Origin of the sequence: Bartonella sp. HY038, from assembly GCF_014117425.1 — a bacterium.
Classification (GTDB): domain Bacteria; phylum Pseudomonadota; class Alphaproteobacteria; order Rhizobiales; family Rhizobiaceae; genus HY038.
This window is the reverse complement of record NZ_CP059725.1, coordinates 3,106,202-3,119,735: the sequence shown is the minus strand read 5'-3', so window position 1 is coordinate 3,119,735 and position 13,534 is coordinate 3,106,202. Positions and strand designations below refer to the sequence as shown.

The following is a 13,534-nucleotide window of genomic DNA, read 5'->3' as shown; positions in this document are numbered from 1 at the left end:
TGATGCCCAAACCTATATAAATTGCTAGCAATTATAAAACCTAATTGGATTTTGAACATGCTTTAATTTTTGTTCTATTATCTGTCTGCCCCGTTTGCCCACATAAATATCCCAGATTTCCTTTGGTGCTTTATGACCTTCAAAACCAAAACGCTGACTTTCATCTTTAACTTTGGCAAATGGTATATCTGGAAAGTTCTCTGGAGTTGCACTCATCCATTTTTCAGCTGTAAACACACCAACAGCAACACCGCGACAAACAGCCACAACATATTTGGCTTTTCGTGCTCTTTCAACATTAAGCCGCCAACAATAACGAACAAGATCATAAATTACGTCTTGATCAAATTTATCTTCCAGTTTAGCAATATTAATTAATAATAAAGCGTCAGTTGGTGAAGAAGGAAACTCTGGTAAATTATATTTGTCAATAATTTCCAAATGATTCATCGGACCACGATCACTGCTACCATGTCCACCTTGAATATTGGTTAAACCTGGATAGGCATCAATTAGCGCAGCTTCCACTTCAAAAATTGCGTCAACGTGTATTTCGTGACGATGGATGACATATAGAACTTTTAACCCAGCTCCTTGAATAGCTTTGATCCTATCCAATTTAATATCCATCAATTCAGTGTTGTCCGCACTATCAAACACAACACCTCTTGCATGATCAAAAACGCGGTTATTTTTACCTTTGCCTACGTAAAAAGTTTCACCATTTCTTGGATCAATAAGCCGATAAACATAATTACCTACTTTTAAACACACTTCTTCAGAAAACCGCTCTTCCATCAATATCCCGCCTTAATTTCAGATACATCCAAAACATATTAAGTTCTAGTTTCAAATAAGAAGATTAGACTATCTTATAAAAAAATATATAGACAGTTTAATTTAGCGTGTTAATTTAGCTATTAATAGCGGATTTAGTAGAATATTTATCTCTACCCACACCTCAAAAACAATAAAATATACCTAATAGGTTGTTTTACCGATACCAGATTAACCAAAAAAGGTGCTTCACACAATTTGCGAATTGCTCTAATAGAATAGGGTAATAAAGATTAAATGATGGAGAGCTTTTATGAGTGGTGATGCACAAGGTTTAATCGATAAGGCATCCGCCTTGGTTGAGGCAGCAAAAAAGGCTGGTGCCGATGCGGCTGATGCTGTGGTTATCCGCTCACGCTCACGGCAAGTTAGTGTGCGGCTTGGCAAAGTTGAATCGACCGATAGTTCAGAGAGTGATGATTTCTCATTACGCGTTTTTTTAGGCAAAAAAGTTGCAACTATTTCGGCTAATTCTCAATCCGATCCTCAAGCTTTGGCAATTCGCGCCGTTGCTATGGCAAAAGTATCTCCTGAAAACCCTTTTGAAGGTTTGGCTGATCCTAAACTTTTACAGCATAAGCCACGTGATCTTGATTTATTTGATGCAACAGATTTAGATAGTGCAGCTTTAACCCATGAAGCGCTTGCAATGGAAGAAGCGGCATTAGCTGTAAAGGGCGTCAGCAATTCTGGCGGTGCAGGGGCAGCATGTGGCGCAGGCGGCATGGTATTGGTGACAAGTGATGGTTTTTGCGGCCATTATATGAGTTCGCGATTTTCGCGCTCTTGCAGCGTTGTTGCCGGCACTGGCACAGCAATGGAACGCGATTATGATTATAGTACAGCACTGCACTTTGCAGACCTTGATCATAGCCATCATATCGGACAAAGAGCAGGTGAGCGTACCGTTGCCCGCCTTGGCGCGCAACGGGCAAAGACTGGCACAGTCGATGTGATTTTTGATCCACGCATGGCGCGCGGTATTGCCGCCCATATTGCTAGTGCAGTTAATGGTGCATCAGTTGCTAGAAAAACCAGCCTATTGCGTGAGAAAATGGGGCAAGCCATCATGCCGCAAGGCATCACTATCACTGATAATCCACTCAAAGTGCGGGGCAGCTCGTCCCGCCCGTTTGATGGGGAAGGCGTTGAAGGACAAATGCTGGAAATCGTTAAAGATGGTGTTTTGCAAAATTGGCTCTTATCCACCTCTGCCGCAATGGAGCTTGGCTTAACAACCAATGGCCATGGCGTACGCTCATCCAATAGCGTCGCGCCGGCATCCACTAACTTTACCATTGAAAGCGGTAATATCAGCCGCGAAGATATGATAAAGTCACTTAAAAGCGGTTTTTACGTCACCGAATTGGTTGGTCATGGTGTCGATCTGGTAACAGGCCAATATAGCCGCGGTGCATCGGGCTTTTGGATTGAAAATGGTGAGATTACCTATCCAGTAAGTGAAGTAACTTTGGGCTCCAACCTTTTACATATGTTTGCTCATATGCAAGCGGCAGACGATCTTGACCGCCGTTATGGCATTGCATCTCCAAGCCTATTGATTGAAGGAATGACTCTTGCCGGAAAGTAATAGCTTAAGACATCAAGCAATAAGCGATGATTTAAGGCTGATAAGCGATGCGGCGCGTCAAGCTGGTCACATCGCTATGAGCTTTTTTAAACAAAATCCCCAAATTTGGCATAAGGAGGGTAACTCTCCAGTAACAGAAGCTGATTTTGCGGTTGATCGCTATTTGAAAGAGGCTTTGCTAAAAGCGCGTCCGCAATATGGTTGGATATCTGAAGAAACAACCGATGAACGCCCCGCCCAGCAATATCAACGTTTCTTTGTGGTTGATCCCATTGATGGCACGCGTGGTTTTATCGAAGGCCAAAATAACTGGTGCATTTCTATTGCGATTATTGAAAATGGGCGCCCAATTTGCGGCGTCCTGCATTGCCCGGTAACTGGCGAGCATTTTATCGCACCCATTAATGGCAAAGCGTATAATAATGATATGGTTTTAGCCATTGCCAATGATGAGTATTTGCGCCGCCCTGTTATTTCATGCGCTGGTTCATGGATGAAAAAGATTACACCAGAACTGCACCAAGATTATATTTTTAAAGCCAATGTGTCGTCACTTGCCTATAGATTAGCCCTTTTTGCTAGTGGCAAGGTTGATATGGTTTTGGTGCGCCCCAATGCCCATGATTGGGATATTGCTGCTGCCGATATCATTGTTGAATGTGCAGGCGGTGCTTTGCTTAACAGGCAGCAAAAGCCACTCATCTATGGAAAAGAGCCATTTTGTCACGGTATTTTGATTGCCGCATCAGCAAAAAATTTTAAAATAGCTTTAGATATTGTACATAAAGCGTTAAAAGATTAATCATCATTATTATAATTCAAATATACGAAATAAAGCGGTTTTAAAGTAGTTTTACCCAATGTTATTGCACTTTAAAATTATTAAAATCCAAGGAGACTATAATGCCCGCAACAGCTGAAAAAAAACAGCTTCTACACCTTGTTTTTGGTGGCGAGTTAAAGAGTGTTGACAGTAGCGAATTCCGCGATCTTGATAAGCTTGATATTGTCGGCATTTACCCAGATTATGCTTCAGCACAAGTGGCATGGAAAGCCAAAGCACAAGCCACAGTTGATAATGCATTGCAACGCTATTATGTTGTGCATCTTCACCGCTTGTTAAATCCCTGAAGATGAAGGCGCATAGGTTTAGTCTTCTAGGTTAAAACCTTTATTTTTAATTGGGCATTTTTGGTTTTTTATGAATTGCCAAATGCCCAATTTTGTTTGTTAGTGCATAAACAAATTATGCAGCAATTTTTAGATCATGGCGCAATTACTCTGCCTTGTTGATTTGCGGTTCACCAAGCGATAGCATCAAACGATTTGCCCAATTAAAAAAACTAGCGGCATGAATAACATCACCAATTTCATCATCATTAAGCCCAGCATCATGCAAAGCATCAACATGGCTTTGATTAAAATGTGGCGGTGTCTGGGTAAGGGCAATAGCTGCTGCAGTAATAGCATTCCAACGCGGTTGCAAATCTACATTAACACCATTTTTTAACAAATTATCAACATCATCAACACGTTTGGAATATTGTGCAGCATGGCGGGCATGAACTGAGGCACAATAAATACAGCCATTAAAACGTGATGTTGCGGTGGCGGCCAATTCACGTTCTGCCCTTGGTAATCCATCCTTAGTATTATAAAAAATGTCCTTATCTGCTAAGGTGCGTGCTTCTAAAATATCTGGATCACGCGCTAAAAGGGTAAAATATTGAGATTTTGCCCTTGCACTATCAACAAGAGCTGTTCTTTGCCGCTCGCTCAGTTCAGCCTCAAGAATAGGTGACAACCAAGGTAGCCAATCAAAAAAATCGCGAGAAAAAACATTTGGCGCATTATTTTGTAATGCGTTATTAGCAGTGTTATTGCTCATCATATGCCTCCCTTATGGCTTTTGCACGGATTGCGGTTTATTGGCTAAAACTTTCAAACCAACGACAAGGCGAATTTGATAGCTAAGAAAAGCAATAAGCTGGGAAAGCGTCACAATATCATCATTAGACCAACCAGCGTTAACAAGCTTATCAATATCATTTTTCGCACTATCACGCGGATGAAAGACCAATAAATGACCATGCTCAAATCCGGCAATTAACTTATCACCAAGAGACCTCCGCAAACTATCATCAGCCCGCCATAAAAACCCATCTTCATCTTCACGACTTAAAGGACCAACAGGATAATGCCCATAAGGACCCGTAGTTAAGCCGGTTTTTGACGCTTGTTGAACAAAATCTGCCTTTTTCGCATCAATTTTTAATAATTGTTCAAGGTAAAACTGAGCAGCTTCATCCACTTGGTGTAAAAGTGCAATAAAAGCTGCTACAGCAAAACGATCGGCTATAGAAAAACTAGCATTATCTTTATTTTCAAACAAAGCTTCATAGCTTTTTTGGGTTTGAGTAACCGTAATTGGTCGGCGTTGCCGCAGCGCAAGTTTTTGCCCAACCATTTTATCAATAACATCACTATCAGCCATCAAATCAACCCTTTATCGAAAACATATTGAAATAAAAAACCTAATCAATTTCGCATTTTTAATGCAAAAATTAATGATTAAGTGAAAGGCCAAGCGCCGGTGCAACCTCTTGGGCGGTAAGCTCAATCGATTTTAAAATATCTTCATGCGGTGGCTCTACCGAATGGACTTGGAAGACGACATCTGTTGCCCGCAACAAAGTTGTATCCTTTTGCAAAGATGCAATCACCTCGTCAGGCGTGCCGACATGCAAATCAAAAGAAGCTATCAATTCTTCAAGGCTATGTCCGCGAGCTGGTTGCCCTGCTTTTTCAAAACGCTCAGCCGCACGACGTAGACCAACTTCAGCAAGGCTTAATGCTCGTTGGCGATCCGTTGATACAAAAAGGCTGCGCGATGCCATAATGCGCGGTATTTTACCCTTTGGCAATGCAGCCAAATAGGCATCAATAATCGGGTTTTGCAAGGCATCAAGGCTCGCATCACTATTGTCTTTTGGGCGTGGTTGGGTGCGTGATAACATCAACCCATCGCCTGCTTCACCGGCAAGTTTACCGCCAAAGCTTGAAAATGTCGCCATCCAAAAACGATTTAATAAATGCGGTGCAGTTGGATAAAGATGATTGCCTTTGTAAAGATCTCCACCGTTAAAGGCAGCGCGTAAAACTTTAAGGTGATTTGCATATACTTCGCCGCGATTATCCGGATCAACGCCAAAGGCTTCAAAAGACTCGCGCGTGCCACCAGTGCCAAAGCCAAGCTCTAAGCGCCCATCAGATAATAAATCCAAAACGGCAGTATCTTCTGCAACTCTTATCGGATTTTCCATCGGCAAGGTGATAACACCTGTGCCAAGGCGAATTTTATTAGTTTTAGCGGCTAAATTCGCCAAGAAAGCAACAGGGGAGGGCAAGCCACCTTCATCGGGATGAAAATGGTGCTGCGCCACCCAAGCAGTGTGAAAGCCAAATTTTTCAGCATGAATAATTTGTTGTTGCGCCAAGGCATAGCGTTGTTTTGCGTCAACATCATCTAATAAACGGGTAAAAAAGCCAAGTTTTCGGTTTTTAAAAAAATCATTTACATTTGTCATAGCAAACCTTTAAATTTCAAAATCTATGTCATTTATAATTGGGCAGAAAGCACCGATTTATGCAAAGCATTAGCCTTGCCCGGAATTGCTGCAATAAGCTCTTTGGTATAATTTTGCGAAGGGTGAGTGAAAATATCTTCAACACAGCCACTTTCAACGACACGTCCATTTTGCAAAACGGTAACTGTATCAGATATTTTACGCACAACTGAAAGATCATGGCTTACAAAAATATAGGTCAAATTTGCTTCTTTTTGAAGCCGCTCAAGCAGGGTCAATATTTGTGCTTGCACCGTAACATCAAGGGCTGAAACGGCTTCATCTAAAACCAAAATATCTGGTCTTAAAATAAGCGCGCGGGCAATTGCTACTCTTTGGCGCTGTCCGCCAGAAAGCGCATGGGGACGGCGATCAATAAAATCTTGTGGTAACTCCACCTCAGCCAACAAATCCAACACGCGCGCTCGCCGTTCTGCTTTACTCACAAGTAGAAAATTAAGCAAAGGCTCTTCAATAATTTTGCCAATCGTATATTGCGGATCAAGCGAGCCATAGGGATTTTGATAAACAAGTTGAATACGACGGCGAAATTGGCGTAATTCTTCGCTTTTTAAGCCCGTCATATCGGTGCCATCAATAATAATTTCGCCGCTTGTTGGTTTTAAAAATCCACATAAAGCACGAATAGTGCTGGTTTTACCCGAACCAGATTCACCAACAATTGCATGGGTTGTACCGCGCTGCACACTAAATGAGAGATCATCAATAGCGCGATAGGTTTGCCGTCCACCATAATCAATATCAATATGACGCAGCTCAACCAATATATCACGATCAACCAAATCGAGTTGGCGGATCGGCGGCACGGTTAAAGACGGATCATTGGCAACCAGTTTTTTGGTGTAACTTGATTGCGGATTGGATAAAATCGCGCGGCTATCACCACTTTCTTGAATGGCACCATTTTGCATGACGATAATGCGATCAGCACGGTCGCTTGCAACACCAAGATCATGGGTTACCATTAACAAACTTGAGCCAAAATCTTGGCGAATATCATCAATCAAATCAAGAATGCGTCTTTGCACCGTAACATCAAGCGCTGATGTCGGCTCATCAGCAATAATAAGCTGTGGTTTTAATGCGATAGCAATAGCAATCAACACACGCTGACGCATGCCGCCTGATAATTCATGCGGATATTGATCAAATCGCCGTTGCGGTTCGCTAAGCCCAACCTGATGTAGTAAATCAATTACTCTTTCTTTGATTTCTGCTTTGGCGACCGCTTTATGAATTTTAAATATTTCACCAATTTGCTGACCAATCGTCATTAATGGATCAAGTGACGAAGACGGATCTTGCGGAATTAAGCTAATCACCTTCCCGTGCAGATTACGCAATCGCTGCGCTGACCAATCGCTAATTTGCGCATTGTTAAGTGTAATTGACCCATGATCAATACGAGCATTATTAGGCAATAGACCTAAAATTGCTTGGGCGGTTGTGGTTTTACCTGAACCTGATTCCCCAACAAGAACCAAGGATTCGCCTGCCTTCATACTAAAGGATACATCATGGGTAACGCGGCGCCAGTTGTTTTTATCACGATAGGCGATGGAAAGATTTTGCACATCAAGAAGCAAGTTGCTCATCATGGCCTCCACTGGGTAAGGGCGCGGCTAACGCGGTTGGCGGCCAAAACCACCGCAATAATAAATAGCCCGGGAATGATGGTAAGCCACCATGCGGTCGCAACATAATTTCTACCCTCAGCAATAATCAATCCCCATTCAGGCGTCGGTGATTGCACGCTATAACCAAGAAAGCCAAGGGTTGCGATTTGCAGCAAAGCATGACCAAACTGCAACGCCGCATAGCCAACCACCGTATAAAGCGCATTGGGCAAAATATGACGATAAATCACCTGCAAAAATTTACCACCAGAACCAAAGGCAGCTTCCACATATTCGGCATGACGAATACGCGAAACCTCGGCACGGCTAAGGCGGGCGAAACCAGCAACCGATGTAACACCAACGGCAATCGCCACTTGCAGCGTACCAAAGCCCATTAAAGTAATGAGACTAAGCGATAATAGCAGTGATGGAATTGCTAATAAAACATCAATAAACCGCATAATAATAGTGTCTGTTTTACCACCTACCGAGCCTGATATAAGACCAAGCAAACCACCAATAACAAAACCAAAAGCGACCGCTGCCAAAGCGCCTGAAATGGAATAGACCGCCCCATAAATAATACGTGCATATAAATCACGGCTTAAATCATCGGTACCAAACCAATGATCGGCGCTTGGGGGTGCAAGTTGTGGGCCACTTTCAACAATTGGATTATAGCCAGTAAAGAGCGAGGGAAAAACAATAAAAGCCAAAGCCAAAACAAGAATAAGAATGGCTAGCAATAAACCAATGGGCTGGCGCAAAAATGACAGCTTTAAAACTTTATCTTGACCACTCATGCGGCTTTTCCTTTACTTTTTTTAAGGCGCGGATCAATGAACGGGAATGATAGGTCAATCAATAAATTGATCGTTACAAAAGCAAGTGCGGAAATAACAACAATTGCTTGCAAGACAGTAACATCTTGCGAGCGCACCGCCTGTTCTGTCATTTTGCCAATTCCACTTAGGCCAAAAACTGTTTCAGTTACGACCGCACCGCTGATTAATTCACCAAACAGCAAGCCAGCAACAGTTAAGGTTGGCAAAGCGGCATTGCGCAAACCATGCTGCCAAAAAATTCGCCATTTGCTTGCCCCCTTCGCTTGTAAAACCATAATAAAGGGACGGGTTTCAATTTCATCCATAGCGCGCATTAATATTTGCGCCATCGGGGCAGAAATGGGAATGGCAAGCGTTGCAATTGGTAAAATCAACCCTTCAATTGGCCCGGGGGCAATAACCGAAATCCAGCCTAATTCAAAGGAAAAAACCTGCACCATGATAATGCCAATCCAAAAAAGCGGAACCGCAAGAAAAAGGCTTGGCAATGATAGAAATAAATTCTTTAACCACGCAAATGGAGAGAAGCTCGATAAAAGAGTGAGCAAAAATGCCAATATAATTGCCGCAAGAAAAGCAAAGCCAGCCAATTGCAATGTTGGCGGCAAATTAACGACCAATTGCTCTGTAACTGGCACACCAGCTTGAATGGAAAAACCAAGATCGCCATGAAGAAAATTACTAAGACTTTTTAAATATTGCAAAAAGACTGGCTGATCAAAGCCATAACGGCCGCGCAATTCTTCAATCTGCTGTGCGTTTAACCCATATTCAGGATTTAAAAATTTAAGCAATGCTGCATCGCCCGGCATAACCTGCAAAAGGATAAAAGATGCGGTAAATGCAGCCCATAAAACAATGAGTGCCTGACCCAGCCGATTAAGACTATAACGCAGCATGATATTCTTTCCTTGAACTGGCAACAGCATTTTGTAAAAAGAGAAGCGGTTTTATTATAGATAAGGTAATAAGCTATTGAACCGCTTCATATTTCTAATTTATTTTTCAATCCATGTATTATAAAAATACGGGCGACCAACCGCTTCAAACGCGATACCTTTAACGTTTGGAGCACCACCATAAACCTGTGGTTCTTCAAAAATTGGGATAGCATAGGCTTGATCAATAATGTAATCGGTCGCCTCGATTAATAAGGCATTACGCTTTTGCGGGTCACTTTGTGTTGCAACATCTTCAAGATAAGTATTAAGCTTGTCATCGCGGAAGCTCTTAACCTTGTCGCTCAAACCACCTTTTTGCAAAAGTGCATCGCGGTTAAGTGGATAAAACAGGCTTTTAACCACATCGGCATCGGCGCGGCCAACCATATGAGGGATCACCGGAGTTTTTTCTGGATTAAGATTATCGATCAATGTTGATGAACCATCGTAATTCTTAATATTTAAAATAACACCAATCTTACGCCATTGCTGGGCAATAAGCTGCAACATCGCTTTACTTTGCGGTTGCTGCAAGGCTTCAGAAGCGGTTAAAATAAGTTGCTCACCATCCTTGCTACGAATGCCATCACTACCAAGCTTCCAACCGGCTTCATCTAGCAGGGCGGCAGCGCGGGCGCTGTCATATTTAAGCTTTGCACTTTGATCGGAATAGCCAAAGGCATCATGGGCGACCAATGAAGTAGCAAGAGGATAATTTTTAGAATAGAGGTTTTTGACAATTTCTTCGCGATTAGTAGCAAAACGCAAGGCTTCACGCACCTTTATATCGGCAACAATGGGATTATCAGGGCGAAATGTAAGCGAGTTGTTAACCCCGCGCGTACCTGCTGAATAAACAATATTACCCGCTTTACTGACGCGATCTTCATCATAGGCTTGCAATTGTCTAACAAAATTGGCCTGCTTGGCAATAAGCGCACCAATACGAACATTATCTTCTGGAATGGTAAGATATTTTAATTCATCAAGATAGGCTCGGCCTTGATGAGCAAATTTTTCTGGCGCCCAATTATAATCTTCACGCACTTTAAGAACCAGTTCTTTGCCTAATGTTTCACGTGAGACAAAAAATGGGCCAGAGCCAATAATTTTAGTCGCATCACCTAATTGATCAAGCGATAGACTTAATGTTTTAGGTGAAACAATGCCCGAACCTATCACTGAAGTGCCTTGTAAAAAGCCCGGCGATGGTTTTTTAAAATAAAAACGCACCGTTAAAGGATCAATCACTTCGCTGCGATCATAATTATTAATCACTTCCGAAACAGATAGTTTTAAGTCCTTATTGCCAAGGCCGTAAGTATCGAAATTTTTGGCAATAGCTGCGGCATCAACGGGTGTTTTATCAGAAAATGTCACCCCATCACGCAGATGAAACGTATAAATGGTGGCATCGTCATTTACTTCCCATGATTTTGCCAGCCATGGTTCAATTTCTAATGTTTGTGGATTTTGCCAGGTTAAACGATCGGTAATCTGGTTAAGAATACCCCCATTGGTATAATTTCCGCCCAAGGGCGGATAAAGATTATGATGGGTTTGCTTATCTAAATAAACAAGAACACCGCCTTGACTTGGCTGCTCGGCTTTGGCACTAAATGATGCCAAGGCAAATGTTGTCGCAAGGCTTGCTGCTAAAAAAATGGATTTCAAAGACGGCTTGACCATAATAATCCTCTCAAAGTTGATACTTGCAAGGATAAACAAGCCCCGTTATTTTTAAACGCACATTCATGATGAAATTATAGAATTTTTAGTGTTTGATTTTAAATTTTTGCAATGTTTTAAAAAAAAATTCTAATATTTAAAATTTTCATTGGTTTGCAGTTTATGAAATTATTCCACCTTCCATAGCTACTATGAGATTTCACTATTTTTAATTGGAAAAAATTTATGGTGCAGCGTGATGCTTTTGAAAAATTACTAAAGCGCGAAAAGCTTGATGAGCTTGCAATATTTATTGATGATTATGAAAGCTTTGAAGAATTTCCATTAATATCGCGCTATACACATCTAGCCGCCTTAAAAAAACGTATAAACATCGGCGCAAGGAATGAAAATAAAATCGATGTCGAAACTGCTTTGATTAAATTTTCATGCCTTTATATTGATAAAATAAATTGCCATGCCAAAGAAAATCTTAACCCCGAAGACTATGACAACTTTTTTTGCTGCCTAACATTTTTTTACATTAGAGAGAAAGAATATTCTTATATTCCGCATTTCCTTGTTTCTAGAAAAAAGCAGTTATTTAAGTCTTTAAACGATAATAAAATCTCACTTTCGTCTCAAAATTATTTTTATCCAATATTTGCGCAGTTAAATATCATCAATTCATTTCGATATTTTATATCAAAAAATGATGATCCTGATTTAAATCGCCTTTATTGCCTACCCATTTATCATCACAAGCCATAATTTTTTAGATCAATAATCGAAAAAATAGAAAGAGGGTTAGATTTGCGGATTTTTAAAAATCTGCTAAGTTCAACCACCCAAAATAGTCGCCGTTTAAAAGGATAGACCCATGCAATTAAAGCGCAATATTCCTGTAACCATCCTTACTGGTTTTCTAGGATCTGGTAAAACCACCCTTTTAAACACCTTATTGCGCGATAATATGCTTAAAGACAGCGCTGTCATTATCAATGAATTTGGTGAAGTGGGCATTGATCATCTTTTGGTTGAAAAGGCAGATGAAGGGATAATTTCCCTTTCTGATGGTTGTCTATGCTGCACTATTCGGGGTGATCTTGTTGATACGCTAGCAGAATTAATTGATAAATTACAAATGGGTGAAATTAATCATTTAACCCGCATCATCATTGAAACAACCGGTCTTGCTGATCCTGCGCCGATATTACAAATATTGCTTGCTCATCCGATCATTATTGAAGCGTTACAGCTTGATGGTGTTATTACCACCCTTGACGCGGTAAATGGGGTTAAAACCTTGGAAAATTATCAAGAAGCCGTCAAGCAATTGGCCGTTGCTGATAGGGTTATTATAACCAAGGCTGATATGGTTGAAGGAAAAAACCAATTAGAGGCTTTACGAAGCAAAATCGCCAGCATCAATCCACGCGCCGAGATTTATTTAAGCAGCGATATTGAACAGCATATTGGTGACTTATTCCGCAGTGGTATTTATGATATTGATAATAAAACTGCTGATGTCAAACGCTGGCTTGCCGATGAAGACCAACACGACCATCATAATGCCCATAATCACGAACATAACCACGCGCATAATCACCATGACCACAGTCATCATCATGATGTAAACCGGCATAGCGACAAAATCCGCTCTTTTAGTCTTACCCATAATCAACCGGTCGATTATGCAGCAATTGAAGCCTTTGTTGATTTAATGCGTGCATCACAAGGCGATCGTATTTTACGTATGAAGGGCATTGTCCAAACCATTAAACGCCCAGACCAACCCTTAATTATTCATGGTGTGCAAGGCATGTTTCATCCGCCAAAACGCCTTGATAGCTGGCCTGATGAAAAGGCAGAAACACGTCTTGTGATTATTGGTGATGGTTTGGATGAAACCTATGTGCGCGGGCTTTTTGATGCATTTTTAAACCGACCCGCAATTGATACAGCAGATAGACAAGCATTAAGTGATAACCCGTTGAGTATCCCAGGTTATAAGTTCTAAAAACTTAACTGATACTTTTTTATCATTGATAAAAAAAATCCTAGTCACAATTGATGACTAGGGCTTTTTTAAATGTATTGAGCACTTTTATGCAAAAGCATTTAAAACTTGGCATTTACCCCTAAGCGGAAAGTTCTGCCTGGTGCTGGCATAAAGCTATGCGTCAAAGGATCAAGGCAATACAATCTGTTAAATTTTGCACTGGCGTATTAAAACTTAGATGTCTGTTAAATATCGCAATATAATATTTAAAACACATTGGTGATCATTGCTGAATTTATTCAAAGCCTTATGAGCCAATTTAACGATGCTCACTTTTATGCTCCTTAAAACTCGCATGCATAGTCTCAATTTTTATATCAACAT

At 41.1% G+C, this 13,534-nt stretch carries 13 protein-coding genes; 5 read left to right on the top strand and 8 right to left on the bottom strand.

Going from position 1 to position 13,534, the window contains the following annotated elements:
• Positions 1-24: 24 nt before the first annotated feature.
• Positions 25-798, bottom strand: a complete 774-nt coding sequence (locus H3299_RS13420; protein WP_182418133.1) for a hypothetical protein — start codon at positions 796-798, stop codon at positions 25-27.
• A 292-nt stretch (positions 799-1,090) separates the two neighbouring features.
• Between H3299_RS13420 and H3299_RS13415 the strand changes: the two genes are divergently transcribed.
• The 3 genes from H3299_RS13415 to H3299_RS13405 all read left to right on the top strand — a co-directional run bounded on the left by H3299_RS13415 (position 1,091) and on the right by H3299_RS13405 (position 3,559).
• Entirely contained in the window at positions 1,091-2,428 is a 1,338-nt protein-coding gene (locus tag H3299_RS13415; RefSeq protein WP_182418132.1) for a TldD/PmbA family protein, read from the top strand.
• Positions 2,415-3,230 (top strand): 3'(2'),5'-bisphosphate nucleotidase CysQ, encoded by an 816-nt coding sequence (locus tag H3299_RS13410; protein ID WP_246708083.1) that lies wholly within the window; start codon positions 2,415-2,417, stop codon positions 3,228-3,230. The genes H3299_RS13415 and H3299_RS13410 overlap by 14 nt, the downstream gene beginning before the upstream one ends.
• A gap of 101 nt (positions 3,231-3,331) precedes the next feature.
• A complete protein-coding gene (locus H3299_RS13405; RefSeq protein WP_182418131.1) occupies positions 3,332-3,559 on the top strand; it encodes a DUF4170 domain-containing protein in 228 nt (75 codons plus the stop codon).
• Between the two features lie 145 nt (positions 3,560-3,704).
• Here the strand turns inward: H3299_RS13405 and H3299_RS13400 are convergent, their stop codons facing one another.
• The 7 genes from H3299_RS13400 to H3299_RS13370 form a co-directional block, all read right to left on the bottom strand.
• Positions 3,705-4,316, bottom strand: coding sequence for an alkylhydroperoxidase domain protein (locus H3299_RS13400; RefSeq protein WP_182419778.1), 612 nt, complete (start codon positions 4,314-4,316; stop codon positions 3,705-3,707).
• A gap of 12 nt (positions 4,317-4,328) precedes the next feature.
• On the bottom strand, positions 4,329-4,922 hold the full coding sequence (locus H3299_RS13395) for a CMD domain protein (RefSeq protein WP_182418130.1): 594 nt from the start codon (positions 4,920-4,922) through the stop codon (positions 4,329-4,331).
• Between the two features lie 70 nt (positions 4,923-4,992).
• Positions 4,993-6,015, bottom strand: coding sequence for a putative FMN-dependent luciferase-like monooxygenase (locus tag H3299_RS13390; RefSeq protein ID WP_182418129.1), 1,023 nt, complete (start codon positions 6,013-6,015; stop codon positions 4,993-4,995).
• Positions 6,016-6,047: 32 nt separating this feature from the next.
• A complete protein-coding gene (locus H3299_RS13385) occupies positions 6,048-7,670 on the bottom strand; it encodes an ABC transporter ATP-binding protein (protein ID WP_182419777.1) in 1,623 nt (540 codons plus the stop codon).
• Positions 7,670-8,497 carry an ABC transporter permease gene (locus H3299_RS13380; RefSeq protein WP_182418128.1) on the bottom strand — a complete coding sequence of 276 codons (828 nt, stop codon included), beginning with the start codon at positions 8,495-8,497 and terminating at the stop codon, positions 7,670-7,672. The genes H3299_RS13385 and H3299_RS13380 overlap by 1 nt, the downstream gene beginning before the upstream one ends.
• A complete protein-coding gene (locus tag H3299_RS13375; protein ID WP_182418127.1) occupies positions 8,494-9,438 on the bottom strand; it encodes an ABC transporter permease in 945 nt (314 codons plus the stop codon). The genes H3299_RS13380 and H3299_RS13375 overlap by 4 nt, the downstream gene beginning before the upstream one ends.
• 99 nt (positions 9,439-9,537) lie before the next feature.
• A complete protein-coding gene (locus H3299_RS13370) occupies positions 9,538-11,169 on the bottom strand; it encodes a TIGR04028 family ABC transporter substrate-binding protein (RefSeq protein WP_182418126.1) in 1,632 nt (543 codons plus the stop codon).
• Between the two features lie 225 nt (positions 11,170-11,394).
• Between H3299_RS13370 and H3299_RS13365 the strand changes: the two genes are divergently transcribed.
• Both H3299_RS13365 and H3299_RS13360 read left to right on the top strand, forming a co-directional pair.
• Positions 11,395-11,919: an Imm15 family immunity protein gene (locus tag H3299_RS13365; protein WP_182418125.1), complete on the top strand. Its 525-nt coding sequence runs from the start codon at positions 11,395-11,397 to the stop codon at positions 11,917-11,919.
• A gap of 109 nt (positions 11,920-12,028) precedes the next feature.
• Positions 12,029-13,168: a GTP-binding protein gene (locus H3299_RS13360; protein WP_182418124.1), complete on the top strand. Its 1,140-nt coding sequence runs from the start codon at positions 12,029-12,031 to the stop codon at positions 13,166-13,168.
• Positions 13,169-13,534: the final 366 nt, after the last annotated feature.

Coding starts and splice junctions, on each gene's coding strand:
- H3299_RS13420 (WP_182418133.1), bottom strand. CDS start 798: ATGGAAGAGCGGTTTTCTGAAGAAGTGTGTTTAAAAGTAGGTAATTAT.
- H3299_RS13415 (WP_182418132.1), top strand. CDS start 1,091: ATGAGTGGTGATGCACAAGGTTTAATCGATAAGGCATCCGCCTTGGTT.
- H3299_RS13405 (WP_182418131.1), top strand. CDS start 3,332: ATGCCCGCAACAGCTGAAAAAAAACAGCTTCTACACCTTGTTTTTGGT.
- H3299_RS13400 (WP_182419778.1), bottom strand. CDS start 4,316: ATGAGCAATAACACTGCTAATAACGCATTACAAAATAATGCGCCAAAT.
- H3299_RS13395 (WP_182418130.1), bottom strand. CDS start 4,922: ATGGCTGATAGTGATGTTATTGATAAAATGGTTGGGCAAAAACTTGCG.
- H3299_RS13390 (WP_182418129.1), bottom strand. CDS start 6,015: ATGACAAATGTAAATGATTTTTTTAAAAACCGAAAACTTGGCTTTTTT.
- H3299_RS13385 (WP_182419777.1), bottom strand. CDS start 7,670: ATGAGCAACTTGCTTCTTGATGTGCAAAATCTTTCCATCGCCTATCGT.
- H3299_RS13380 (WP_182418128.1), bottom strand. CDS start 8,497: ATGAGTGGTCAAGATAAAGTTTTAAAGCTGTCATTTTTGCGCCAGCCC.
- H3299_RS13375 (WP_182418127.1), bottom strand. CDS start 9,438: ATGCTGCGTTATAGTCTTAATCGGCTGGGTCAGGCACTCATTGTTTTA.
- H3299_RS13370 (WP_182418126.1), bottom strand. CDS start 11,169: ATGGTCAAGCCGTCTTTGAAATCCATTTTTTTAGCAGCAAGCCTTGCG.
- H3299_RS13365 (WP_182418125.1), top strand. CDS start 11,395: ATGGTGCAGCGTGATGCTTTTGAAAAATTACTAAAGCGCGAAAAGCTT.
- H3299_RS13360 (WP_182418124.1), top strand. CDS start 12,029: ATGCAATTAAAGCGCAATATTCCTGTAACCATCCTTACTGGTTTTCTA.